Here is a 25,232-nt window from a genome sequence, read left to right on the forward strand (position 1 = left end):
GCCGCAAAAATCGGCCCCAGGGGCTGAGCGGCGACATTGACCTGACTGTCGGCCAGATCCGTTTTGAATAAAGTCTATTCGCCGCCCATGCGTTACGACCCCCGCGAGCTCACCGACGAGGAGTTGGTGGCGCGTTCGCATGAGGAGCTGTTTCATGTTACCCGCGCCTATGAGGAGCTCATGCGGCGCTACCAACGGACCCTGTTCAACGTCTGTGCACGTTATCTGGGGAACGATCGGGATGCTGACGATGTCTGTCAGGAGGTCATGCTGAAAGTGTTGTACGGCCTGAAGAATTTCGAGGGCAAATCGAAGTTCAAGACCTGGCTCTACAGCATCACCTACAACGAATGTATCACCCAGTACCGCAAGGAGCGTCGCAAGAGAAGGTTGATGGATGCCCTGAGCCTGGACCCCGTCGAAGAGGCGTCCGAGGACAAGGCTCCGAAACCGGAAGAAAAAGGCGGGCTGGATAAATGGCTGGTGTATGTGAACCCGATCGACCGGGAAATTCTGGTGCTACGTTTTGTCGCAGAGCTGGAGTTTCAGGAGATCGCCGACATCATGCACATGGGCCTGAGCGCCACGAAAATGCGTTACAAGCGTGCGCTCGACAAGCTTCGTGAGAAATTTGCGGACTCGGCTGAAACTTAGTCCTACGCAAATGGCTCAAACGAATCGGCAAGGTCTGCTAGACTTGCCGTCGAGTTGTCCCCCGGTTTTTGGTGGGGCGGCTTAACTATCACCAGATGGGGATTTAACGGATGAAATTGAAAAACACCTTGGGCTTGGCCATTGGTTCGCTCGTAGCCGCCACCTCGATTGGCGCTATGGCACAAGGCCAAGGCGCCGTCGAAACCGAGATCTTCTACAAGAAGGAGTTCTTCGACAGCCAGCGCGACTTCAAGAACGACGGCAACCTGTTCGGCGGCTCGATCGGTTACTTCCTGACCGACGACGTTGAACTGCGTCTGGGCTACGACGAAGTTCACAACGCTCGTGGCGACGACGGCAAGAACATCAAGGGCTCGAACACTGCCCTGGATGCCGTTTACCACTTCAACAACCCATACGACGCTATCCGTCCGTACGTTTCGGCTGGTTTCTCCCACCAGTCGCTGGGCCAGACCGGCCGTGGCGGTCGTGACCACTCCACCTTCGCCAACGTTGGCGCTGGCGCCAAGTGGTACATCACCGACATGTTCTACGCCCGTGCCGGCGTTGAAGCCCAGTACAACATCGACAAAGGTGACACCGAGTGGGCACCGAGCGTCGGCGTTGGCCTGAACTTCGGCGGTAGCCCGAAGCAGTCCGCAGCTCCTGCTCCTGCTCCGGTTGCCGAAGTCTGCACCGACAGCGACAACGACGGCGTCTGCGACAACGTCGACAAGTGCCCTGACACCCCGGCCAACGTCACCGTTGACGCCGACGGCTGCCCGGCTGCCGCTGAAAACGTCCGCGTTGAGCTGGACGTGAAGTTCGACTTCGACAAGTCGGTCGTCAAGCCTAACAGCTACGGCGACATCAAGAACCTGGCTGACTTCATGAAGCAGTACCCACAAACCACCACCGTGGTTGAAGGTCACACTGACTCCGTAGGTCCAGACGCTTACAACCAGAAGCTGTCCGAGCGTCGTGCCAATGCTGTCAAGCAGGTTCTGACCCAGCAGTACGGCATCGAATCCAACCGTGTTGACTCGGTTGGCTACGGTGAGACCCGTCCAGTTGCTGACAACGCCACCGAAGCTGGCCGCGCCGTTAACCGTCGCGTAGAAGCTCAGGTAGAAGCCCAGGCCAAGTAATTGGTTTGATGCTTCACGAAAAACCCGGCCTCGGCCGGGTTTTTCTTTGCCTGGAATTTGGGTATGCCAAACGGGCCTGCATCTCGGTGCCCTGCATTTGCAGGAGCGGGCTTGCCCGCGAAGAATCCCGCCCAGGCTTACCCTTTAAGCACGATGTACAGCAGCACCAGGTTCAACACCATCGACAGCAGCGCCAAGGTTCGCCAGACTTTCAGCGGCTCGCGCTCCAGCAGGGGGCGAGGGCGCATGGCCAACTCCTGGCGGTCACCGCGTTCGAGCAGCAGCAACCATTGTTCGGCGGTCTCGAAACGTTGTGCAGGGTCCACCGAGACAGCCTTTTCCAGGCTACGCTGCAACCATTCAGGCAGGTCGGGGCGATAGCGCGCAGCATTGACCGGCGTACTGAAGCGTGGGCGCTGGAACGCCTCGATTTCACCGTAGGGGTAGTGCCCGGTCAGCAGGTAGTACAACGTCACGCCAGCGGCGTAGAGATCCTGGCGGGCTGTCGGCGGCTCGCCATCGAAGGCTTCCGGGGCAATGAACGAGGGGGTGCCGGGCAGATCGTGCGGCTGATCCTCTGACAGGCCCGGGCAGTACGCCAGGCCGAAATCCAGCACGCGTAGTTGGCCATCCGCCCCTAGATGCAGGTTTTCCGGCTTGATGTCGCGGTGCAGCAGGTTGCGCCGGTGCAGCACGCCCACTGCCTGCAGCAGTTGGCGTGTCAGCTCCAGCCATTGGGGCAGTGGCAAGGGCCCATGTTCGGCGAACAGGCTGGCAAGCGTCTGGCCCGGATACTGGCGCATGAGGTAGTACAGGTGCTGGCGCTGGCTGGCGGCATGCACCTCAGGGAAGTGTCGGCCAGCGACCCGGCGCAGAAACCACTCTTCGAGCAGCAGCCGCTGAGCAGCGCCCTGATCGGTTTCGCGCGCCGGTGGAAGGGTCTTGAGCAGCCATGCCTGGCCCTGGGTATCCTTGACCCGGTAGAGCAGTGATTGCCGGCTCTGGGCGAGCAGCCCTTCGACACACCAGCCATCGATGCGCTGGCCCGTACGCAGGGCGTTCGGTATCGGCCATTCCTGCAACTGCGCAAGGGTATCGCCCAGATTCGCCGAGCCCGGCTGTTCGACCCTGACCAGCAACGCGCTGGCGTTGTCCTGGCTGCCGCAAAGGTGCGCGCTGGCGACCAGGGTATCGGCGGCCACCTGCAGGTCAGGCTGCTCGCGCAGGATCGACTGGATCTGCTGATCGCTCAGGCTCGACCAGACACCATCGCTGAGCAGCACGAAGCACTCGCCCGGCTGCAGTTCGCCTTCCCGGTAATCGACCAACAGGTGCTGGTCCAGACCCAAGGCGCGCTTGAGCACATGATGCATTCCTGGCTGGTCCCAGACATGGTCATCGCTCAGGCACGACAGGCGACCGTCGTGCCAGCGGTAGGCGCGGCAGTCGCCGACATGGGCGAGGGTGAACCGCTTGCCGCGCAGCACCAGGGCGGTCAGCGTGGTCATCAGCGGCTGGCCGTTGCCCTGGGCGCGCAGCCAGCGGTTCTGCGCCAGCAGCAGGCGATCCAGGGCCTGGGCCACACCCCAGGTGGCGGGAGTGGAATAGTAGTCCAGTGCCAAGGCCTGCAGGCTGGCCCTGGCCGCCAGGCCACCATCGGCGCACTGGCTGACGCCGTCGGCGAGGGCGAACAGGTAGCCCTTGCTGGCGGCCAGCTCTGCAGCCGGGGTGACCAGGCGCAGAGCGTCCTGGTTTTCCGGGCGCGGGCCGGTGGCGCTGGCCTGGGCGAACGCCAGTTGCAAGCTCATGGGGTCAGACCCGCGCGGCCGTCACGGCAGCCGAACCCCAGGTGGTGCGCCAGCGACGCTTGACCCCATACAGGCCGAACCAGGCCAGCAACCCCAGGCTGGCGAACAGCCACAGGCCAAGTTGATAGTCGCCGGTGTGCTGCTTGATTGCACCCAGGCCTGCCGCCAGCAGGAAGCCGCCGATGCCACCGGCCATGCCGATCAGGCCGGTCATGACACCGATTTCCTGGCGGAAGCGTTGCGGCACCAACTGGAACACCGCGCCATTGCCAGCGCCCAGGCCAAGCATGGCGCTGACGAACAGGGCCAGGGCTGCTGCGGCGCTGGGCAGGTTGAAGCCGACTGCAGCGATGCACACCGCTGCCACACTGTACATCCCGAGCAAGGTGCGGATGCCACCGAAACGGTCGGCGAGGGCACCACCCAGCGGACGCATGAGGCTGCCGGCGAACACGCAGGCTGCCGTGTAGTAGCCTGCGGTGATCGGGCTCAGGCCATACTGGTCGCTGAAGTAGCCCGGCAGGGCGCTGGCCAGGCCGATGAATCCACCGAAGGTGACACTGTAGAAAAACATGAACCACCAGCTGTCACGGTCGCCCAAGGCCTTGAAATAGTCGGCCATGGCCTTGGGCTTGGGGCGCTGCGGGGCATTGCGTGCCAGCAGTGCAAAGGCCACGAGGGTGATCACCAGCGGGATGACGGCGAAACCGAACACGTTGTTCCAGCCAAAGCTTGCGGCCAGCACCGGGGCGAGCAGGGCGGCGAACACCGTCCCGGAGTTGCCCGCACCGGCGATGCCCATGGCCTTGCCTTGGTGCTGGGGCGGGTACCACTGCGACGCCAACGGCAGCGACACGGCGAACGAGGCGCCTGCAACGCCGAGGAACACGCCCAGCAGCAACGCTTGTTCGTAACTGTGAACGCCCATGAACCAGGCACAGGCCAGGGCGACGATCACGACCACCTGCCCAATCAGGCCGGCAGTCTTGGGTGACAGGCGGTCGACCAGCATGCCCATGATAAAGCGCAATACGGCACCGGCCAGAATGGGCGTTGCGACCATCAGGCCCCGTTGCTGCGCACTCAGTTGCAGGTCGGCGGAGATCTGCACCGCCAAGGGACCCAGCAGGTACCAGACCATGAAGCTCAGGTCGAAGTAGAGGAAGGCGGCAAACAGCGTAGGCACATGCCCGGATTTCCAGAAGCTCGTATTCATTGAACACCTCGCGCAGCTTGCAACGGTTGTCATGCCCTGCCTGCGCAGGGCGGAAACGAAAAAGACGTCGCTACCCGATCCACCAGGGTGGAGGGGAGAGCGACGTCTTTGTCGGGATGATGTGGCAACCGCCGTTGGCTACCTGTGGTATTGGCTGAGCAAGAGCCGGGCCAACATCGACTCAGCCAAGCATTTCGGACATGGCGATGATCTGCTCTGCCACCTGAATCAACTTCTGCTGGCGGCTCATGGCCTGGCGACGCATCAGGGTGTAGGCCTGCTCTTCATTGCAGTCTTTCATCTTCATCAGCAGGCCCTTGGCCTGTTCGATGCGCTTGCGTTCGGCCAGTTGCTGGTCGCGAGCCAGCAGTTGCGCCTTGAGCGCCTGGTCGCTCTCGAAGCGAGCCATGGCCACGTCGAGAATCGGCTGCAGGCGCGCCGCATGGATGCCTTCGACGATGTAGGCGCTGACGCCGGCCTGGATCGCCTGGCGCATCACCCCCGGATCATGCTCGTCGGTAAACAGTACGATTGGCCGTGGCTGATCCCGGCTGACCAGCACCACCTGCTCCATCACATCGCGACCCGGTGACTCGGTATCGATCAGCACAACATCCGGACGCACCGTTTCGACGCAGCTGGGCAGGTCGATGGTCAGCCCCGGCGCCTCGATCACATCGAAGCCAGATTCGATCAAGGCAGCCTTGAGGCGGCCAACCTTCTTCTCGGTATCATCGATCAGCAGAACACGCAGCATGGTGGCCACCTTCACGAACCAACCCGCACGTGCGGGGCATCATCCAGAGCGTGCAGGCGGAAACTGCGGGCATAGGCATGGGGATCGCTGCCGTCCCAGCGGATGCCGTCGATCAGCAGGCTGCTGCGCATCGGTGCGTCGGCGCAGGACACGCCCACGGCCTGGGCTGCTTCGCGGTACAGCGTCAGTTGCTGTACGCGAGAGGCCACTGCCAGGTAGTCCGGGTCCTCGCGCAGCAGGCCCCAGCGGCGGAATTGGGTCATGAACCACATGCCGTCGGACAGATAGGGCAGGTTCGCCCGACCTTGGTCATGCACGCGCAGGGCGTGACGATCCTGCCATCGATTGCCCAGCCCGTCGTGGTAGTCGCCGAGCAGGCGTGGCTCGATGTTGCTGGCTGGCGTATCCAGGTAGGCCCTGCCGCTGAGCAGTTGCGCCGTGCCCCGGCGATTTTCCGGGCTTTGCTCGATGAAGCGGCTGGCGGCGAGTATCGCCTTGACCAGCGCGCGGGCGCTGTTGGGGTAGTGCTCGACGAAGGCGCGGGTGCTGGCCAGGACCTTTTCCGGATGGTCCGGCCAGATCGATTGACTGGTGGCCAGGGTGAAGCCCTGGTCCTGTGCCACGGCGTCTGCCGACCAGGGTTCGCCAGCACAGAAGCCGTCAATGCGCCCGGCCTGCAGGTGCGCGACCATCTGTGCCGGTGGCACCACCACGCTGTCGACATCGTGCAGCGGGTGGATGCCCTGGCTGGCCAGCCAGTAGTACAGCCACATGGCATGGGTGCCAGTGGGAAACGTCTGGGCGAAGGTCAGGCGTGCGCCATGCTGGTGCACCAGTCGCGCCAGTGCTTCAGGGCTGGTCACGCCCTTGCGCTGCAACGCGGGGGAAAGGTTGATCGCCTGGGCATTCTGGTTCAGGCCCATGAGCACCGCCATATCGTTGGCCGCGACACCGCCCATGCCCAGGTGCATGGCGTAGACCAGCCCATACAGGCAGTGGGCAGCATCCAGTTCGCCGCTGGCGAGTTTGTCTCGGGTGCCGGCCCAGGAAGCCTGACGCTGCAGATTGAGGGTCAGACCCTGGAGTTGTGCGAAGCCCTGCGTGGCCGCGACCACCACCGAGGCGCAGTCGGTCAGGGCCATGAAACCGATGTTCAGGCTGGGTTTCTCGGGTGCATCGCTGCCGTTGACCCAGGCCAAGGGTGTTGTCGGAGGGGCTGTGTTCACGAAATATCCTCACCCGTACCGATCGGGTTGCCAGCGCTTCGAAGCAACCCATGTGCCAAGGCCCTGTCGCGCGGACGGCGCGCTGGCTATAATCGCATCCCTCACTCACCCCCGAGTCCTGCCTGCCCATGTATACCCTGGCCCGCCAGCTGCTGTTCAAGCTCTCCCCGGAAACCTCCCACGACCTGTCGCTCGACCTCATCGGCGCCGGTGGCCGCCTTGGTCTCAATGGCCTGCTGTGCAAGCGTCCGGCCTCGGTGCCGGTGACCGTCATGGGCTTGAACTTTGCCAACCCCGTGGGCCTTGCCGCAGGCCTGGACAAGAACGGCGCGGCCATCGATGGCTTCGCCCAGCTGGGCTTCGGCTTCGTCGAGATCGGCACTGTCACCCCGCGACCACAGCCTGGCAATCCGAAGCCACGGTTGTTCCGCCTGCCGGAAGCGACTGCGATCATCAACCGCATGGGCTTCAACAACCTGGGTGTGGATCACCTGCTGGAACGGGTGCGCGCGGCGCGTTATGGCGGGGTGCTGGGCATCAACATCGGTAAGAATTTCGACACGCCGGTCGAGCGTGCCCAGGACGACTACCTGATCTGCCTGGAAAAAGTCTACACCCAGGCCAGCTACATCACGGTCAACGTCAGCTCGCCCAACACTCCCGGCCTGCGCAGCCTGCAATTTGGTGATTCGCTCAAGCAACTGCTCGACGCGTTGGCCGAGCGTCGCGAACAGCTGGCGAGCGAGCACGGCAAACGCGTGCCGCTGGCGATCAAGATTGCACCGGACATGAGCGATGAGGAAACCGCGCTGGTGGCGGCAGCCCTGGTCGAGTCGGGCATGGATGCGGTAATCGCGACCAATACCACTTTGGGGCGCGAAGGGGTCGAGGGGCTGCCGTTCGGGGGCGAGGCGGGTGGGCTTTCCGGAGCGCCGGTGCTGGAGAAGAGCACTCACATCGTCAAGGTGCTGGCTGCTGAACTGGGCGGCAAGTTGCCGATCATCGCGGCGGGCGGGATCACCGAAGGGCGCCATGCTGCGGAGAAGATCGCAGCCGGTGCGAGCCTGGTGCAGATCTATTCGGGCTTCATCTACAAAGGCCCGGCACTGATCCGCGAGGCAGTCGATGCGATTGCCGCGCTGCCCCGCTAACAAAGACGCGGCCCAATAAAAAGGGCCCCTTGAAGGGGCCCCTGGGCCTTAGCCCGCCGCCCGGATGGGGCGTGCATGGTGACTCGAATTCAGTGTCCTCGTTCAGCCAACGGCGTGATTTTCGTTGAGTCTCTGGATGCCAGCGGTGCCGGTCATGCCGTCCCAGTTGTCGCCGCGACCTTCACGCCAACCGTTGATCCATGCCTGGCGAACGGATGGCAGATTGAAGGGGCAAAGTTCGCGGGATTTGCCGGTTACCCCGTATTGGTAGCCACGTGAATATGCTCTTTCCAACGGATCACGCTTAAGTCTTCTCATAGGGTGTTGCCCTCACTTGTTGACTGTAATGTCCCGTCGGCCTCTCCGAGGCCGGGCAGAATCTTTCTGCCGGTTTGCGCTCGCTGCCGGCGTGGCGAGCTGAAAGTGCCGTCCCGTTGCGAGGCGGCCTGAGGTCAGTTCTAACCAATGCGAGTCACAGTGTGAATGATCAATTTGTCATAAGGACGTAACCTTTCCAGGGGTGAGGGGATAAGTAAATAAATGCGACTCAACCTTGTTTAGGTTTTGTCCCGCTATGATGAGGGTTTGCTGGTGGTTGAAATCATTTGGCCATTGGCGCCATCGAACTGACGCAACATCTGGTAATGCGACGAAGGGTCACACCGATGCCTTCGTTAGACGAAATTTTCACACTGCCCGACGATCAAACCCTTTTGCGCCACCCGGCGTCGGTTGTCGATCGGGTGGCCGGGTTTGCCGAATGATCGGCACGCCACCCGGATACCTGCTGGAAGGGTATCCGGCAAACTCAGGCAACAGCGATGCGTCGCGTTGCCAGCACACAGCCCAGAGGCTCTGGAATCTACATGTCGGACTCATTCGAACTCTATCTCACCTGCCCCAAAGGCCTGGAAGGGCTGCTGGCGGAAGAAGCCCGCGGCCTGGGCCTGGCCGATGTGCGCGAGCATACCTCGGCAATCCGCGGCGCGGCCGACATGGAAACCGCCTACCGGCTGTGTCTCTGGTCACGCTTGGCCAACCGCGTGCTGTTGGTGGTCAAGCGCTTTGCCATGAAGAACGCCGATGATCTCTATGATGGCGTGCACGGTGTCGACTGGCAGGACCACCTGGCCGCCGACGGCACCCTGGCGGTCGAGTTCAGTGGCCATGGATCGGGTATCGACAACACTCACTTTGGCGCGCTCAAGGTCAAGGACGCGATTGTCGACAAGCTGCGCAACCGTGAAGGCCAGCGCCCGTCGGTGGACAAGATCGACCCCGACCTGCGTGTGCACCTGCGCCTGGACCGTGGCGAGGCCATCCTGTCCATCGACCTTTCCGGCCACAGCCTGCACCAGCGCGGCTATCGCCTGCAGCAAGGTGCTGCGCCGCTCAAGGAAAACCTGGCTGCTGCGGTGCTGATTCGCGCCGGTTGGCCGCGTATTGCCGCCGAGGGCGGCGCGTTGGCAGACCCTATGTGCGGTGTCGGGACCTTCCTCGTCGAAGCTGCAATGATTGCCGCCGATATTGCACCGAATCTCAAGCGCGAGCGTTGGGGCTTCAGTGCCTGGCAGGGCCATGTCCCGGCGCTGTGGCGCAAGGTGCACGGCGAGGCCCAGGCCCGTGCTCAGGCGGGCCTGGCCAAGCCGCCGTTGTGGATTCGCGGCTATGAGGCTGACCCGCGGTTGATTCAGCCCGGACGCAACAACGTCGAGCGCGCAGGCCTGGGGGACTGGGTGAAGATCTACCAGGGCGAAGTCGCCAGCTTCGAGCCGCGCCCGGACCAGAACCAGAAAGGCCTGGTCATCAGCAACCCGCCCTATGGCGAGCGCCTGGGAGACGAGGCGAGCCTGCTGTACCTCTACCAGAACCTCGGCGAACGCCTGCGCCAGGCCTGCATGGGCTGGGAGGCGGCGGTGTTCACCGGCGCACCCGAGCTGGGCAAGCGCATGGGCATCCGCAGCCACAAGCAATATGCGTTCTGGAACGGCGCGCTGCCGTGCAAGCTGTTGCTGTTCAAGGTCCAGCCCGACCAGTTCGTGACCGGCGAGCGTCGCCCGGCCGATGATCAAGCCGGCGACTCGCGTGCGGCACCGGCCGTGGCCCATGAACCGGCACGTCTTTCCGAAGGCGCGCAGATGTTCGCCAACCGGCTGCAGAAGAACCTCAAGCAACTGGGCAAGTGGGCTCGCCGCGAGCAGATTGACTGCTACCGTCTGTATGATGCCGACATGCCCGAGTATGCCCTGGCGGTCGACCTCTATCAGGATTGGGTACATGTCCAGGAGTATGCGGCGCCGCGTTCGGTCGATCCGGACAAGGCCCAGGCCCGCCTGCTCGACGCTCTGGCGGCGATTCCCCAGGCCCTGGGTGTCGATCCTCAGCGCGTGGTGCTCAAGCGCCGCGAGCGCCAGGGCGGTACGCGCCAGTATGAGCGTCAGGCCACGGAAGGGCGCTTCCAGGAAGTCAGTGAAGGTGGCGTCAAGCTGCTGGTCAACCTGACTGACTACCTGGACACCGGCCTGTTCCTCGATCACCGCCCGATTCGCCTGCGTATCCAGCGCGAAGCGGCCGGCAAGCGCTTCCTCAACCTGTTCTGCTACACCGCAACCGCCACCGTGCATGCGGCCAAGGGCGGCGCGCGCAGTACCACCAGCGTCGACCTGTCGAAAACCTACCTGGACTGGGCGCGGCGCAACCTGTCGCTCAATGGCTTCTCCGAGCGCAACCGCCTGGAGCAGAGCGATGTGATGGCCTGGCTGGAAAATGCCCAGGACAGCTACGACCTGATCTTCATCGACCCACCGACTTTCTCCAACTCCAAACGCATGGAGGGGGTGTTCGACGTGCAGCGTGACCATGTGCGTCTTCTCGATCTGGCCATGGCGCGTCTGGCACCGGGGGGCGTGCTGTACTTCTCCAACAACTTCCGCAAGTTCCAGCTCGACGAGCACTTGGTCGAGCGCTATGCGGTGGAAGAGATCAGCGCACAGACCCTGGATCCGGATTTCGCCCGCAACAACCGTATCCACCGGGCCTGGCGCCTGCAGCTACGCTGAAGAGACGAAGTGCATTGCAGTGCTGATGGCTAATGGCTATAAATCAGCTCAGGGCCGAACAATTCGCAGGACGCTGACGTGATGAGAATGCTCTATGTCGAGGGTGCGTGCGAAGATGTTCGGCCTGATCAGCGAGGCGCTCTCGGCCTGGGCTGTCGCGCTGTTCGCGCTGGTGGCCGGCGGGTTGCTCACTGCTGCACTGGCCTTCGCCGCCCACGCCTTCTACAAGCAGCAGTTGCGTCAGCGCTTCGAACTACTGGCCAGTGAGCGCTACAGCCGTATCGCCGAACGTTTCGAGGATCAGGAGCAGCGCCTGGATGGTCTGAGGCGCTTCTTCAGCTACTCCAGTGAAATTCTTCCCGAGGAGTTCGACGGATACGCCCGCCCCTTGTTGCACCGTACCCAGGCATACTCCTGGGCTCCGCGGGTCGAGGCCGGTGAGCGCGATGTCTTCGAGCGCCGCGCCAGTGCCTGGCTGGGGCGCCCCTACCAGATCCGTGATCACGATGCCCAAGGCCTCTGGCACCCATCGCCGCCACGGGCGTTCTACTACCCGGTGCTGTACACCCAGGCCACTCACCAGCACGACCAACCTTACGGGCTCGACCTGCGTAGCCAGCCCCAGCGCCAGGATGCGCTGAACCGCGCTACCACGCCCGGCAGCCTGGCGGTTTCCTCTCCACTGGACATGATCAACGTGGATCCGGCCTACACCCGCGGCCTGTTGATCGTCGCACCGGTGTTCGCCGAGTCGGCGCCGAGCGGGCCACCTGCTGGCTATGTCATGGCTTTGTTGAGCATGCGCCAGTTGATCAGCGAGGGGCTGCCGACCGCCACGGACGACAATCTGGTGGTGCGCATCCTCGATCTGTCGGGCAGCCAGGGCCATGAGACGTTGTACGATTCGGGCAACCACAGCGCGCCGTTGCCGTTGACCAGCAGTCAACTGCTGCACCTGGCCGACCATCACTATCAGCTCGATATCCGCCCCAGCGAAGCCTTCCTCCGGGCCAACCGCTCGTCAGCGGTGTTCACCGTGACCCTGCTCGGTGGCCTGTTGAGCCTTTTGCTCAGCGCCTTGCTCTACAGCCTGTTCAGCCAGCGTCAGCGCGCCCTGATCCTGGTCGAGCAGCGCACGGCGGCATTGCGCGTGAGCGAGCAGTCGCTGCGCGAAACTCACAACCAGCTACGCAGCGTGCTGGATGCCGCGACCCAGGTGGCGATCATTGCCACCAGCCTGCGGGGCGTGATCAGCACCTTCAATGCGGGGGCGCAGCGCATGCTTGGGTATTCGGCCGACGAAGCGCTGGGGCACCTGGCGCTGGAGAATCTGGTCCAACCCGACGAACTGCGCCAGCGTGCCCATGCCTTGAGCCTGCGCTATGGGCGGGAGATCACGGCAGGCCAGGCGATGTTTGCCGAGACGGTGCAGGAGGGCACAGGGGAGCCCGGAGAGTGGACGTTGGTGCGCAAGGACGGCAGCCATTTGCTGGCCAACATGCTCGTCACTGCGGTGCTCGACGAGCAAGGCTTGTGGGTGGGTTACCTGGCCATCTGCATCGATGTCACCGAGCGTCGTCGTGTTCACGAAGCGTTGGCCGCCCGTGACCGGCTGCTGGAGAAGCTCAGTGCCGAGGTCCCGGGCGGCATCTACCAGTATCGTCTGGATGCCGACGGCCATTCGTGTTTTCCCTACGCCAGCGCCGGGCTGCTGGATATCTATGAAGTGGACCTGCAGTTGCTGCGCCATGACGCATCGACGGTGTTCGAGCGCATTCATCCGGACGACCTCGAGCGAGTGCGTCGCTCGGTGCGCGAGTCGGCCGAGCGCATGACGCCCTGGCGCGAGGAGTATCGCGTCTGCCTGCCCCGCGCCGGCCTGCGCTGGGTGCGTGGGGAGGCAACGCCGGAAATCGGGGAGGAGGGCTGCACCCTTTGGCATGGCTATCTGACGGACATCTCCGATCTCAAGCGGGTAGAGGAGGAGTTGCGTGCGCTGTCGGTCACCGATGTCCTTACCGGCATCCACAACCGGCGTTACTTCCAGGAGCGGCTCAAGGTCGAACTGGAGCGGGCCCAGCGAGATGAACTGGACCTGGCGGTGATCATGCTCGATATCGACCACTTCAAGTGCATCAACGATCAGTTTGGCCATGCCGTTGGCGATCACGTGTTGCGTAGCCTCTGCCAGCGCATTGGTCATCGGCTGCGGCGTACCGATGTGTTCTGTCGGCTGGGAGGCGAGGAGTTCATGGTGCTGTGCCCGGGCAGCAATGCCGAGCAGGCCCACAAGCTTGCGCTGGAGTTGTGGCAGGGCGTGCGCGGTGTGCCGGTCGAGGGGGTAGGCAGGGTGACGGCCAGTTTCGGCGTGGCGGGATGGCGTGTCGGTGAAGGGGCCGATGCCTTGTTGTTGCGAGCGGATGCGGGGGTCTATGTGGCCAAGCAGGCCGGGCGCGATCGCGTGGAGGCAGAGTTGCCCTGAGGTGGCCGGGGCTGCGTCACAGCCCCGGTTTGTCCGTTTCTGTCAGGGCACCACGCCGACAGTCCCGGTGCCGACCTTGGGTTGGCGGTAGAGCTCCAGCAACACCTGATCCAGCACCTGGGAGGCGCCCCAAGGTTTCGGATCATTGAGAATCGCCGACACGGCCCAGGTATGGCCGTTGCTGTCGCGACTGAAGCCTGCGATCGCGCGCACGGTGTTGAGGGTGCCGGTCTTGATGTGCGCCTCGCCGGTCATGGCGGTGCGCTTCAGGCGCTTGCGCATGGTGCCATCCATGCCCACCAATGGCATCGAACTGATGAACTCGGCCGCATAGGGGCTCTTCCAGGCGGCTTGCAGCAAGGCCGCCATTTCACGTGTGCTGACACGCTCGGCGCGTGACAGGCCAGAGCCGTTCTCCATCACCAGGTGCGGTGCGGTGATACCTTTCTTGGCCAGCCACTGGCGCACTACACGCTGTGCCGCGCGGGCATCGTCACCGTCGGCATCGGTGCGAAATTGCGCGCCCAGGCTGAGGAACAGTTGCTGGGCCATGGTGTTGTTGCTGTATTTGTTGATATCGCGAATCACCTCGACCAGGTCGGGCGAGAAGGCCCGGGCCAACAGGCGCGCGCTCTTGGGTACGTTTTCGATGCGGTCACGGCCCTGGATGCTGCCGCCGAGCTCGTTCCAGATCGCCCTGACCGCACCGGCCGCATAGGCGGGGTGATCGAGCAGGGCCAGATAGGTTTGCGAGTTGCAGCCGTCGCCGAGCTGGCCACTGACCGTGACGCTCACGCCATCGGGTTGCACCACGGGGTTGTAGCGCACATCGCCGGTACATTGCTTCGAGGCCACGGCCTTGACCTGATTGTCGATGCGGATGCTGGCGATGGGCGGCTCGACCGAAACCACGACTTTGCCACCATCGTTGCGGGCGACGAAACGCAGGGCTTTGAGGTTGACCAGCAGCGAGTCCGGCTTGACCAGGAAGGGCTTGTTGACATCGCCGCCATCATCGTCGAAGTGTGGCAGGGTGGGTTGAACGAAATGACTGCGGTCCAGCACCAGGTCGCCGGTGACGGTGCGCACACCGTTGGCACGTAGATCACGCATCAGCAACCAGAGCTTTTCCATGTTCAGTTTCGGATCACCGCCACCCTTGAGGTAGAGGTTGCCGTTGAGCACGCCGTTGTTCAGGGTGCCATCGGTGTAGAACTCGGTCTTCCACTGAAAGGTCGGGCCAAGCAATTCGAGGGCGGCGTAGGTGGTCACCAGCTTCATGGTCGAGGCCGGGTTGACCGAGACGTCGGCATTGAAGATCGTCGGCGTGCCTGGTCCATCGAGTGGCAGCATCACCAGCGACAGGGCGTTGTCCTGCAGCTTGTTGGTCTTGAGGGCCTGCTGCACCTTCGGTGGCAGGCTGGTGTTGACGGCGGCAGCCTGGCTGGGCAAGGCGATGGGAAGGAGCAGGCCGGCGAAAAGCAGTGGGCGAAGCGTCTTGATCATGAGTGCTGTAACCCTGCGGGCGAGGGAAAAGGACGATGGGGCTGTAAGAGATGATGGCCCCTTGGCGAAATATAGTGCGCATTATGCCCCAAGCGTGCTGTTTGTGGGCAGGTTCGACACAAAAGCGCCGCTCTGGCGCGGAAACTGGTAAAGTGCCGCGCGTAATTACTCAAGAGGATTGTTTCAATGGCTACCAACCGTTCCCGTCGTCTGCGCAAGAAGCTGTGCGTGGATGAATTCCAGGAATTGGGTTTCGAACTGAACCTGGACTTCAAGGAAGACCTGTCCGACGAAGCCATCGATGCCTTCCTCGACGCCTTCCTGGCAGAGGCCATGGACGCCAACGGCCTGGACTATGTCGGTGGTGATGACTTCGGACTGGTCTGCCTGGCCAAGCGTGGTTCGGTCAGCGAAGAGCAGCGCGCCACTGTCGAAGCGTGGCTCAAGGGCCGCAGCGAGCTCACCAAGATCGAGGTCAGCCCGCTGCTGGATGCCTGGTATCCGGACAAGCCGATCAACTCGGCTTCCTGATCCCGCGTCACTGTGTCTTGGCTGGTTGGCAACGCTGACCGGCCAAGGCCTTCTCTACGCGGCGCATCTGCCGCGCCAGCGCCTGGCGGCGCAATTTCAGTTGCGTCGACGACATCCCCTCTGTTTCCAGCGCCTGACAAGCCTCCATCAATCCCTTTGCATCCAGCATGCGCGCCACGCCAAGAATCTTGTGCGCCTGCTCGGCGATGGCTTGTGCGTCCTGCTCGGGGTCCAGGGTCATCAGCAGGGTCAGGTCCTGTTCCAGGCTCAGTTGCAGCGTGGTCAGCATTCGTGCGTGGTCTTCACGGCGGTCACCGATGATGTTCGTCAGCCCGTCGAGGTCGAAGGGCCCTTGTGAGCGCCGCCGACACGAGGGGCTCACACTGGCCAGATGTAATCCGAGGGTTTGCAGGCTGATGGGTTTGAGTAGGCAGTCGTCCATGCCGGCGTTCAGGCAGCGCTGGCGTACTTCCGGTTGGGCGTTGGCGGTGTAGCCGAGGATGGTGCAAGCTGCCTTGCCCCGTTGGCGTTCTTCGCTGCGCAGGACTTCTGCCAGTTGGTAGCCATTCATGCGTGGCATGTTGCAGTCGAGGATCAGTACGTCGAAGTCTCCGTGCCGCCATTTTTCCAGCCCTTCCTGACCGTCGCGGGCACTGTCGTGCCAGAGCCCCAGATACGTCAGCTGCTGGGCCATCAATAGCAGGTTGGCGGGATGGTCGTCGATCACCAGAACCCTGAGTCGCGTGTCGGGTGCCTCTATGTGTGGCGGCTGCACGACGCTGTCCGGGGGTGGTGCCACGCGCTGCAGCGGCATCAGCAGGCGCACCTGGGTGCCCACGCCCTGCAGGCTCTTGAGCGCCAGTTGGCCACCCATCATCTCGCACAGGGTACGACAGATCGCCAGGCCCAGCCCGGTACCGGCGCGGGCGCTTTCACTCTGTGGATTGATCTGTACGAAGGGGTTGAACAACCGTCGCAGGTCGTCATCGTGAATGCCGATTCCGCTGTCGCGCACTTCCAGTTCGAGCATGTCGCGTTCGTTGCCCTGTACCGAGGCTTTGATGCGTACATGGCCCTCGTCGGTGAATTTGATCGAGTTGCTGACCAGGTTGGAGAGCACCTGCTTGAAACGCAGTGGATCGAGCAGAGCGTAGCAGCGCGCCGAGGGTTCTATGAGCACCTCCAGCAGTAGGCCTTTTTCCCGGGCCTGGCCTTCGAACACCCGTCGCACCGATTCGATCAGGGCCGCCAGATCGATCGGCTCAGGGGTCAGGGACAAATGCCCGGACTCTATTCTGACGATGTCGAGAATATCGCCGATCAGTCCGAGCAGGTCCCTGGCCGAATGATAGGCGACCTCGATCGACGCGTTGTCCAACTGCCCCTGATCGGCGCGCCTGACAGCGAGTTCGAGCATGCCTATCACGGCGTTCATCGGTGTGCGGATCTCATGGCTGATGGTCGCCAGGAAGGAGCTCTTGGCCCGGTTGGCATCGTCGGCCTGCTGTTTGGCGAGGCGTAGGTCCTGGATTAGCTTGCGGCGATCACTGATGTCGATCCAGCCACCGATGATGCCCTGTACTTCGCCCAGCGAGTCGCGGTAGGGAAGGATCCAGTGGTAGATGGTCAACTCGCGGTCTTTCAGGCGCAGCGGGCGGTCGATGATCAGCGGTGTGCCTGCTTCCATCACCTGCAGATAGTCGGTGTGGATCTGCCGGGTGTAATCGCAGTTGCTGAACAGACTTTCCTGGAGCAGTTTGCCCATGACGGCATCGGCACTTGCATCGACAGCCTCCAGGTAGCTGTCGTTACAACTTTGCAGCCGTCCTTCGCGGTCGCGTACGTACATCGGGTGAGGGGTCCCGTTGAGCAGGGCGCGCATGAATTCGAGCTGATCGTTCAGGGCGCGTTCTGCCTGGCGACGGTGCCTTATCTGGCGTCGCAGGTAGGCGTTCCAGGCCAGCGCCAGCAACAGCAGAACGCCGATCCCCAAGACGACCTGCAGCACCAGGCGCTGGTACTCGCGCCATTGGCCACCATCGTGCAACGCATAGCCGCGCCAGCGACTGTTTATGACTCCCAGCTCTTCTGGCGTGATGCTCAGCAAGGCCTTGTCGAGAATCGAAGCCAGGAGGCTGGCATCCTTGGCGCTGGCCATGGAGAAGGAGGCCGGGTCGTTGCCGATCGTGGTGCGGATCACCAGATCGTTGTTGGCGGCGGTGGCATGGTTGGCGTCCAGCAGCGTGGTGATGGTCGCATCCACCGCACCGCTGCTGAGCAGGGCCATGGAGTAGAAGGTGCTTTCGGTCTCGATCAGACGGATCTGCGGGTGCGTAGTCGCCAGCAGCATCGCAGGCGGGGTGTGCCGTGTGATGGCGACTCGGCGGCCATTCAGTTGCTCCAGTGACGTGAAGGGGCGGCCGCTGCGGGTAACCAGTACATAGGGGCTTTCGAGGTAGGGGCGACTGAGTTGCAGGGCTGCCTGGGCGGGTGCTGCGACGCTCAGCGCGGCAATCAGGTCGGCACTGCCCTGCGCGATCGACTGGATCATCTCTTCGATTCCGTTGGCGCGTTGGATTTCGAACTGCAAGCCGGTGCGCAAGCGGATCAGTTCCAGCAGGTCGGCGGTGATGCCGCGGAAATGGCCGTTGCCGTCGAAGAATGACAGGGGGGCGGAGGTATCGCTCACCACCACGCGCATGCTGGGGTGCTCGCGCAACCATTGCTGTTCGCGCGAGGTCAGTTGCAGGCGGCGATCGGTGAGCAGCAGGTCGCTGCCTGCACTCCAGCGCTTGAAGATCGCACTCGACACGTTGGCTGGCTGGCTGTCGAGGATGGTGTTGATCAGGCTCATCAACAAGTGATCCTGGGCGCGCACAGCGAAGCTGAAGCCCACGGCTTCGTGCTTGCCAAAATTGGCCATGCGCAGGCGCGGCAGATGACCGCGGGTAAGCTGGAAGTGAGTCGAAATGGTATCGCCAAGAAATACGTCGGCTTGGCCAAACGCGACAGCGTTCAACGCTTCGGAGGTGGAACTGAAGGTTTTCAGCTGAGCTTGCGGGTAAAGCGTATGCACATCCTCGATTGGCAGGTAATGGTAGAGCGTGCTCAGGCGCAGGTCGGCGAGCCCCACGTCGAGGGGGCGTGTCTCGTCCTCGCGGGTGACCAGAACGGGGCGGTCTACCGCGTAGGGTCTTGACAGTGCCAAGCCCTCGACCGCGGCTTCATAGCTGTTTGCACTGCCAAGTAGATCGATGCGTCCGGCCTTGAGTGCCTCCACCGCGTCCTGGCGATGAGTAAATCGCAGGACTTTTATTTCGAGCCCCAGTGCGCTGCCGATCAGGGCGGCATACTCTGCTGTCAGGCCTTGGTACTCGTTGCCACTGGTGACGTCGAAGGGGGGGTTGTTGGGCGCGGAGGTTCCCAGTGTCAGGCTGGTACGGTCGTGCAGCCACTGCCGCTGAGCGGCCGAGAAGGCTGGCACGGTTGCTTCGGCGGTGGAGCGGACCAGCAGTTCCAGCTTCTGGGGGGCGACCTCCTGCTTCGTTTGAGCATGGCAACCCAGACTGAGCAGGGTCAGCAGCACGCAGACGATGTACCTCGGCATGATTCACCTCAGACCAGCGCGTTGCGCTTGGCCACTTCGATCAGGTCGACCAAGGTATCGACCCTTAGCTTTTGCATCAGGCGCTTTTTGTAGGTGCTGACAGTCTTGTTGCTGAGGAACATGCCTTTGGCGATTTCCTTGTTGCTGCGCCCCTGTGCGAAGAGTTGAAGGACCATCAACTCTCTGTCGTTAACTTGTCGGAAAAGCTCTATGTCGTGATCGGATATTTCTTGATTGGGGTTTATTGCCTGGCTGGGGAAGTAGTTGTAACCGGAAAGTACTGCCTTGACTGCGCTGAGCAACTCGCTCAGGTCTTCCTGCTTGCACACAAAACCCGCAGCGCCCGAGTGCATGCAGCGGATCGCGAACAGCGTTGGCGACTGTGCCGTCAGCACCAGCACTTTCAGGGGCAGTCCCATGGTCTGGAAGCGCGCCAGGACCTCCAGGCCATCGAGCTTGGGGATGCTGATGTCGAGGATGACCAGGTCGGGAGGGGTTTCACGGATCATCTGCATGGCATCGACGCCATTGTCAGACTCGCCAATGACCTTGTAATTCTGATTTTCCAGCAACATGCGAATGGCCAGGCGAATCACAGGGTGGTCATCAACAATAAATATGGAGCTCATATCAACTTCCCAGTCGGCGAGTGTCAGATGCAAACAAAACCTTATCGCAGTTGACCGTCTTCGGGCATGAGAGGTTAGACGTAATGCCATATATGGGAAAAGACCTACATCCAAGTACTACGTGTGCCCTGGGTTTGTGTAGGCTCTGTAAGGAGTCAAGACGAGGGTGTGCTAATTCCAGAATTATTTTTTCTGGGTATTTAATGTTTCTGTGAGCATGTAGGAAGTTTCTCTCAAGAGGGACGGCAAGCTGCGGCTGACCGTCCCTCGTTGTCTGTCAGTGAGGGCTGGAGCGTCCTGTCATTTCTCCCGCCATTTCACTGGCGTAGCTGTCGGTCATGCCAGCGATGAAGTCGATCATGCGCAGGAAAGCGTTGTGCAGGGAGCCGTGTGGATCGGGGGCGTGGTTGCCGATCAGGTCCAGCACACGCCGACTCTTGAAGGATGGCGTGCGCCCACCGTGTTGTTCCAGCGCTGCCCCGCAGAACGCGTTGAGAAGAATCTCCAGCGTGGTATAGGCGCCGATTTCATGCAGCGTCTTGCGCTTGTCCTGGAAGATCTTCTTGCGCGCGATATCCTTGGCCTGCAGCACACAATGCTGGGCTGGGCCATGCATGTGTTCGACCAGGTCGCCTGCCAGATGCCCGGCCAGCAGCGCCTGTTGCTGCTCGACGAAGGCCTGGGCGGCGGCGTTGGTCAGATGCTCGATGGCCTTGCCGCGCAGAATGGCCAGCTTGCGCCGACGAGAGTCCGACGGACCCAGTTGTCGATAGGTGTCGGGCAGGTCGTCACCGACCAGGTCCAGCAGCAGCGCCTCGACCTCGGCATACTGCAGCAGCTCCATCTCCAGTCCGTCCTCCAGGTCGATCAGCGCGTAGCAGATGTCGTCCGCGGCCTCCATCAGGTACACCAGCGGGTGACGAGCCCAACGTTGTTCCTCGAGCTGCGGCAGGCCCAGTTTGTGGGCGATCTGCTGCAGCAGTGGCAGCTCGCTCTGGTAGCAGCCGAACTTGTGTTTCTTGTACCCCAGCGCGTCGGCATGACGGGCGCTCCATGGGTACTTGAGATAGGTGCCGAGGGTGGCGTAGGTCAGGCGGGTGCCGCCGTCGAACTGGTGGTATTCGAGCTGGGTGAGCACGCGAAAACCCTGGGCGTTACCTTCGAAGTTGAGGAAGTCGGCACGTTGGTCGTCGTTCATGTCGTCGAGCCAACCGCGTCCCGCTGCCTGCTGAAACCAGTGGCGGATGGCGTCTTCGCCGGAGTGGCCGAACGGCGGGTTGCCGATGTCGTGGGCCAGGCAGGCCGACTGCACGATCATGCCCAGGTCGCTTGGTGCACACCAGTCGGGCAGGCTGGCGCGTAGGGTCTCGCCAACCCTCATGCCCAGCGAGCGGCCCACGCAACTGACTTCGAGGGAGTGGGTGAGGCGGGTATGGATGTGGTCGTTGCTCGAAACCGGATGGACCTGGGTCTTGCGCCCCAGGCGGCGGAAGGCGCCGGAGAAGATGATGCGGTCATGGTCCTTGTGGAAGGGGCTGCGCCCCAGTTCTTCAGGGCTGTACAAGGCTTTGCCGAGGCGTTCGCGGTTGAGCAGGGTATGCCAGTCCAAGGCTCGATCTCCGTCAGATGATGGCCATAGCTTCCCGTGTCATGGGCACCCGCGCAAGCCACGGGCGCTTCGTTTCAGCGATGACGGCCATTCTGCAGGAACAGGCGCACCAGGGGCGCCAGGCTGCCACCCAGGCGCAGCAGGCGCGCCAGGTTGCCGCTGCGCACCCCCTTGCCGGTCAGGAAACCCAGGGCGACCACGACGCCCAGGCCCCACAGCGGAGCGTGCTTGATGCCAAGGCCGTCCTGGACCGATGCACCCATGCCGCGCAGGCGCTGAACCGGCTGGAGCAGTTGACCGGACTCGTGGCGAATTTCCTGGCGATGCATTTCCAGGCGCAGGCGCAGCAGTGCCTTGCGCAGCTCGCGGGGGTTACGGGTATTAGGCAGTTCAGGCAGGCTCATGGCAACAGGCGCTCCCGGTCCTTGGCGAGTTCTTCGAGGGTACTGCTGAACGGTGAGGATTCATCGAACACGGCGGCCTTCAGGCGCAGGCCGCAAAAGAGTGCGGCGACGCTGTAGAACACGCAAAGGCCGACGATGCCGGCCAATCGGTAGCTGTCCCACAGCAACACCAGGATCAACCCGGACAGCGCGGTCAACAGGAGCAGGGCAAAAACCAGTGCCAACCCTGCGAATAGCAGCAGGCGCAGGGTACGGCCTTTCTGCTCCTGCAATTCGATGCCGAACAGCTCGATGTGACTGTGCAGCAGCCCCAGGATGGCCGCGCCGAGGCGTTTGCCGGAAGCGCCGGCGCCGATGGCGTCGTTGTCCATGCGTCCTCCTCAGCGGCGGCTGGCGAGCAGGCCGACCAGTAGCCCGACACCGGCTGCGATGCCGATGGCCTGCCATGGGTTTTCCTGGACGTATTCTTCGGCACTGCCCAGCGCAGCCTGGCCACGCTCGCGTACGGACTCCTGGGTCAGTTGCAGGCTTTCGCGGGCTTGCTGCAGGCGGTCGTGGATCTGGCCACGCAGTTCGTCGGCCTGATCGCCCGCCAGATTGGCGGTGTCGGCGAGCAGTTTCTCGGTGTCGCGTACCAGTGCCTGGAAGTCAGCCATCAAGATCTCTTGTGCAGTCTTTGCCGATTTGCTGGCCATGGAGTCTCTCCCTGTCGATGTGTGTGGCTATTTCGAGTAATGAGTGTGGCGGAAGGTTCACCGCTTGTCGCTGGTACGGCGTTTGCTTTGTTCTGCCGTGTCACGGGGCGTCGATGCCAGGCGCTGCCCCGAATGCGTGCGAGACCCTGGCGGACACCGATAAACCTTAACCCAATCCACGACAAACCCAAGAAAAAACCACGCCCTGCGTAGTCGGCCTCCCAAAATGGGGCGCACGGCAGGCACCGATCAGGTGCGCGAGCAAGGTTTATGAACTGTCCTGGTGCATTTTTCAGCAGGTCTGCCCACTCCATGGAAAACATGCATAGCGCGATGGACTCCCTCGTCCATGGCTCCAACACCCTGTTCATCCTCATGGGGGCCATTCTGGTCCTGGCCATGCACGCCGGTTTTGCCTTTCTCGAGGTCGGAACCGTGCGGCACAAGAACCAAGTCAATGCCCTGTGCAAGATTCTCAGCGACTTCGCCGTCTCGGCGCTGGTGTATTTCTTCATCGGCTACTGGATCGCCTACGGCGTCAGCTTCTTCCAGCCGGCGGCGGAGCTGGCCAGCGATCATGGCTATGCCTTGGTCAAGTGCTTCTTCCTGCTGACCTTTGCCGCGGCGATCCCGGCAATCATCTCCGGGGGTATCGCCGAGCGCGCGCGCTTTGCCCCGCAGTTGTGCGCCACCGCGCTGATCGTGGCGTTCGTCTACCCGTTTTTCGAAGGGATTGTGTGGAACGGCAACCTGGGCATCCAGGCCTGGTTACAAGCTCGGTTCGGCGCACCCTTCCATGACTTTGCCGGTTCGGTGGTGGTGCATGCCATGGGCGGCTGGCTGGCGCTGGCGGCCGTCATCCTGCTCGGTGCCCGTCGCGGGCGGTACCGTGATGGACGGCTGGTGGCTTTCGCACCTTCCAGTATCCCGTTCCTGGCGTTGGGCTCTTGGATCCTGATCATCGGCTGGTTCGGCTTCAACGTCATGAGCGCACAGACCCTGGAGGGTGTCAGCGGGCTGGTGGCGATCAATTCGCTGATGGCGATGGTGGGCGGCACGCTGTCGGCCTTGCTGGTCGGGCGCAATGACCCAGGCTTCCTGCACAATGGCCCGCTGGCCGGATTGGTGGCGGTGTGTGCCGGTTCCGATCTCATGCACCCGGTTGGCGCGCTGATGACCGGGTTGGTGGCGGGAGCGCTGTTCGTGTGGTGCTTCACTGCCTCGCAGAATCGCTGGAAAGTCGACGATGTGCTGGGCGTGTGGCCGTTGCACGGTGTGTGTGGCGTATGGGGCGGTCTGGCGTGCGGCATCTTCGGGCAGACGACGCTCGGGGGGCTGGGCGGTATCAGCCTGCTGAGCCAGTTGCTCGGCAGCCTGGCCGGCTTGCTAGTGGCCTTGGCCGGTGGCTTTGCCGTGTACGGCTTGGTCAGGGCGGTACACGGGTTGCGCTTGAGCCATGAGCAGGAGTTCCAGGGCGCGGACCTTTCTGTGCACCGTATCGGCGCCACCAGCCAGGATTGAGCGGCAGATGCAGGCTGTTCCCGGCGAGCCTAGAATGAGCGTTTATTCAGTGGACCCGGGAACTGACCATGCTGCCTGAATGCCAACTGTTCGGCACCTTGGGGTGTCATTTGTGTGAAGTGGCGGAAGCCGTGCTGATGCCGTTCGTCGAGCACGGTTTGTTGGTCGAACTGGTGGATATCGCCGACGACGAAGCCACGGTCGAGCGTTACGGCTTGATCATTCCTGTCTTGCGTCGCTGCGACAGTGGCACTGAACTGCCCTGGCCGTTCGATGCGCAGCAGGTGGTGGCCTTCCTCAAGTGACAGTGCGCAGGGGAGTGCTTCCTTCATCCCGTTCCTGTGGCCCTGGTCGATGATGTCGGCTCGACAAAGCCGAGCACCAGGGAGGCATCATGTTCCTTACGCCGCACTTCACGCTCAAAGAGATGACGTTTTCGCAGGCCGCTGTCCGCAACGCCGTACCCAACGATCCCGATCCCGAGGCCTTGGCCAATCTGCGCTTGTTGTGCGAGGTGCTTGAACAAGTGCGGGCCTTGGTAGGCTCCCCGATCCTGATCACCAGCGCCTTTCGCAATGAAGCCGTGAACCAGCTTGTGGGCGGCGTGCATAACAGTGCGCACCGCACGGGCCTTGCTGCCGACATCTGTGCGAAAGCGATGACCGCCCGGCAACTGGCCGAATGCATCCGCGACAGCTCCATTGCGTTCGATCAACTGATCCTGGAGTTCGACAGCTGGGTTCACCTGGCCATTTCACTCGACAACCCAAGGCGCCAGGTAATGACCGTTCGCAAGGGAACCGGCTACCTGCCGGGTTTGCAATGAGTCGTTGCGCATTGACGGCAGGGATATCACATTCGTATGCTGTATAAAGATACAGTAAATGGGGTGAGGCGATGCACAATGTCGAGCAACTGAAGTACAGCGTCAACCGCATGCCCCCGGAAGCGGTGTGCGATGCGGTGCTCGAGCTGCGCATGGAGGGCTTGGTGACCGACGACCGTACCCCGTTCGGCAAGGTCCATTTCAATACCTGCTTTGCCGAGATCGAGGCGCTGTTCCAGCGTGCAGGTTTTCATCGCCCGCTGGATGTCGTCGGTTACGAGGGGGTGGTCTACGCCCTCTATGATGCCGGACGCTGGGAGGCGGTACAGGTGTTGCGTTGGCTCAAGTCACGCTGTGAGCAAGTTGGCGAGGCTGGTTGAGTGAGCGGGCATTGGCGATAATG

Annotated in this window: 22 protein-coding genes; 10 read left to right on the forward strand and 12 right to left on the reverse strand. The window is 62.5% G+C overall.

Annotation, left to right across the window (positions count from 1 at the left end):
* Nucleotides 1–87: 87 nt before the first annotated feature.
* Entirely contained in the window at nucleotides 88–654 is a 567-nt protein-coding gene (gene sigX, locus AC2CGW_RS15070) for an RNA polymerase sigma factor SigX (RefSeq protein WP_054892468.1), read from the forward strand.
* 110 nt (nucleotides 655–764) lie between these two features.
* Nucleotides 765–1,802: an OmpA family protein gene (locus tag AC2CGW_RS15075; RefSeq protein ID WP_186666711.1), complete on the forward strand. Its 1,038-nt coding sequence runs from the start codon at nucleotides 765–767 to the stop codon at nucleotides 1,800–1,802.
* Between the two features lie 137 nt (nucleotides 1,803–1,939).
* Here AC2CGW_RS15075 and AC2CGW_RS15080 read toward each other — a convergent pair whose 3' ends face one another.
* From AC2CGW_RS15080 to AC2CGW_RS15095, 4 genes are all read right to left on the reverse strand, one after another.
* Complete coding sequence (locus AC2CGW_RS15080; protein ID WP_411384117.1) at nucleotides 1,940–3,610, reverse strand: bifunctional protein-serine/threonine kinase/phosphatase; 1,671 nt, start codon at nucleotides 3,608–3,610, stop codon at nucleotides 1,940–1,942.
* A gap of 4 nt (nucleotides 3,611–3,614) precedes the next feature.
* A complete protein-coding gene (locus tag AC2CGW_RS15085; RefSeq protein ID WP_186666709.1) occupies nucleotides 3,615–4,826 on the reverse strand; it encodes a nitrate/nitrite transporter in 1,212 nt (403 codons plus the stop codon).
* A gap of 181 nt (nucleotides 4,827–5,007) precedes the next feature.
* Nucleotides 5,008–5,583 (reverse strand): ANTAR domain-containing response regulator, encoded by a 576-nt coding sequence (locus tag AC2CGW_RS15090; RefSeq protein ID WP_186666708.1) that lies wholly within the window; start codon nucleotides 5,581–5,583, stop codon nucleotides 5,008–5,010.
* Between the two features lie 11 nt (nucleotides 5,584–5,594).
* Nucleotides 5,595–6,809, reverse strand: a complete 1,215-nt coding sequence (locus AC2CGW_RS15095; RefSeq protein WP_186666707.1) for a CmpA/NrtA family ABC transporter substrate-binding protein — start codon at nucleotides 6,807–6,809, stop codon at nucleotides 5,595–5,597.
* 128 nt (nucleotides 6,810–6,937) lie between these two features.
* Here AC2CGW_RS15095 and AC2CGW_RS15100 point away from each other — a divergent pair, with 128 nt between their 5' ends.
* Nucleotides 6,938–7,960 carry a quinone-dependent dihydroorotate dehydrogenase gene (locus tag AC2CGW_RS15100; protein WP_484574244.1) on the forward strand — a complete coding sequence of 341 codons (1,023 nt, stop codon included), beginning with the start codon at nucleotides 6,938–6,940 and terminating at the stop codon, nucleotides 7,958–7,960.
* A gap of 102 nt (nucleotides 7,961–8,062) precedes the next feature.
* Here AC2CGW_RS15100 and rmf read toward each other — a convergent pair whose 3' ends face one another.
* The gene (rmf, locus tag AC2CGW_RS15105) at nucleotides 8,063–8,278 is read right to left on the reverse strand and encodes a ribosome modulation factor (protein WP_080642046.1); all 216 of its coding nucleotides are present in this window, start codon (nucleotides 8,276–8,278) and stop codon (nucleotides 8,063–8,065) included.
* A gap of 548 nt (nucleotides 8,279–8,826) precedes the next feature.
* On the opposite strand from rmf, the gene rlmKL reads away from it, so the two are divergent.
* Together rlmKL and AC2CGW_RS15115 are read left to right on the forward strand one after the other, a co-directional pair.
* Nucleotides 8,827–11,019 carry a bifunctional 23S rRNA (guanine(2069)-N(7))-methyltransferase RlmK/23S rRNA (guanine(2445)-N(2))-methyltransferase RlmL gene (gene rlmKL, locus AC2CGW_RS15110; protein WP_484574245.1) on the forward strand — a complete coding sequence of 731 codons (2,193 nt, stop codon included), beginning with the start codon at nucleotides 8,827–8,829 and terminating at the stop codon, nucleotides 11,017–11,019.
* Nucleotides 11,020–11,113: 94 nt separating this feature from the next.
* Nucleotides 11,114–13,501 carry a sensor domain-containing diguanylate cyclase gene (locus tag AC2CGW_RS15115; protein WP_484574246.1) on the forward strand — a complete coding sequence of 796 codons (2,388 nt, stop codon included), beginning with the start codon at nucleotides 11,114–11,116 and terminating at the stop codon, nucleotides 13,499–13,501.
* Between the two features lie 42 nt (nucleotides 13,502–13,543).
* Here the strand turns inward: AC2CGW_RS15115 and dacB are convergent, their stop codons facing one another.
* Entirely contained in the window at nucleotides 13,544–15,007 is a 1,464-nt protein-coding gene (gene dacB / locus AC2CGW_RS15120) for a D-alanyl-D-alanine carboxypeptidase/D-alanyl-D-alanine endopeptidase (RefSeq protein ID WP_054892460.1), read from the reverse strand.
* Nucleotides 15,008–15,193: 186 nt separating this feature from the next.
* On the opposite strand from dacB, the gene AC2CGW_RS15125 reads away from it, so the two are divergent.
* Entirely contained in the window at nucleotides 15,194–15,538 is a 345-nt protein-coding gene (locus AC2CGW_RS15125; RefSeq protein ID WP_054892459.1) for a YggL family protein, read from the forward strand.
* A 7-nt stretch (nucleotides 15,539–15,545) separates the two neighbouring features.
* On the opposite strand, the gene AC2CGW_RS15130 is transcribed toward AC2CGW_RS15125, so the two are convergent.
* The 6 genes from AC2CGW_RS15130 to AC2CGW_RS15155 all read right to left on the reverse strand — a co-directional run bounded on the left by AC2CGW_RS15130 (nucleotide 15,546) and on the right by AC2CGW_RS15155 (nucleotide 22,482).
* Nucleotides 15,546–19,145 carry a transporter substrate-binding domain-containing protein gene (locus AC2CGW_RS15130; protein ID WP_484574247.1) on the reverse strand — a complete coding sequence of 1,200 codons (3,600 nt, stop codon included), beginning with the start codon at nucleotides 19,143–19,145 and terminating at the stop codon, nucleotides 15,546–15,548.
* Between the two features lie 8 nt (nucleotides 19,146–19,153).
* The gene (locus tag AC2CGW_RS15135) at nucleotides 19,154–19,774 is read right to left on the reverse strand and encodes a response regulator transcription factor (protein WP_288374875.1); all 621 of its coding nucleotides are present in this window, start codon (nucleotides 19,772–19,774) and stop codon (nucleotides 19,154–19,156) included.
* Nucleotides 19,775–20,051: 277 nt separating this feature from the next.
* On the reverse strand, nucleotides 20,052–21,383 hold the full coding sequence (locus AC2CGW_RS15140; protein ID WP_186666703.1) for a deoxyguanosinetriphosphate triphosphohydrolase: 1,332 nt from the start codon (nucleotides 21,381–21,383) through the stop codon (nucleotides 20,052–20,054).
* Nucleotides 21,384–21,457: 74 nt separating this feature from the next.
* Nucleotides 21,458–21,787: a hypothetical protein gene (locus AC2CGW_RS15145; RefSeq protein ID WP_186666702.1), complete on the reverse strand. Its 330-nt coding sequence runs from the start codon at nucleotides 21,785–21,787 to the stop codon at nucleotides 21,458–21,460.
* Entirely contained in the window at nucleotides 21,784–22,158 is a 375-nt protein-coding gene (locus tag AC2CGW_RS15150) for a phage holin family protein (RefSeq protein ID WP_186719739.1), read from the reverse strand. Before AC2CGW_RS15150 ends, AC2CGW_RS15145 begins: the two co-directional genes overlap by 4 nt.
* Nucleotides 22,159–22,167: 9 nt before the next feature.
* On the reverse strand, nucleotides 22,168–22,482 hold the full coding sequence (locus AC2CGW_RS15155; protein WP_186666700.1) for an ElaB/YgaM/YqjD family protein: 315 nt from the start codon (nucleotides 22,480–22,482) through the stop codon (nucleotides 22,168–22,170).
* Nucleotides 22,483–22,794: 312 nt separating this feature from the next.
* Here AC2CGW_RS15155 and AC2CGW_RS15160 point away from each other — a divergent pair, with 312 nt between their 5' ends.
* From AC2CGW_RS15160 to AC2CGW_RS15175, 4 genes are all read left to right on the forward strand, one after another.
* Nucleotides 22,795–24,003, forward strand: coding sequence for an ammonium transporter (locus AC2CGW_RS15160; RefSeq protein ID WP_186666699.1), 1,209 nt, complete (start codon nucleotides 22,795–22,797; stop codon nucleotides 24,001–24,003).
* Between the two features lie 68 nt (nucleotides 24,004–24,071).
* Complete coding sequence (locus AC2CGW_RS15165) at nucleotides 24,072–24,308, forward strand: glutaredoxin family protein (protein WP_186666698.1); 237 nt, start codon at nucleotides 24,072–24,074, stop codon at nucleotides 24,306–24,308.
* Between the two features lie 89 nt (nucleotides 24,309–24,397).
* Complete coding sequence (locus AC2CGW_RS15170) at nucleotides 24,398–24,829, forward strand: D-Ala-D-Ala carboxypeptidase family metallohydrolase (RefSeq protein WP_186666697.1); 432 nt, start codon at nucleotides 24,398–24,400, stop codon at nucleotides 24,827–24,829.
* 71 nt (nucleotides 24,830–24,900) lie between these two features.
* Nucleotides 24,901–25,209 carry a hypothetical protein gene (locus AC2CGW_RS15175; protein ID WP_054892451.1) on the forward strand — a complete coding sequence of 103 codons (309 nt, stop codon included), beginning with the start codon at nucleotides 24,901–24,903 and terminating at the stop codon, nucleotides 25,207–25,209.
* The last annotated feature ends 23 nt before the right edge of the window (nucleotides 25,210–25,232 follow it).

The sequence above is a fragment of the Pseudomonas sp. SYWMCR5 genome, from assembly GCF_057197165.1.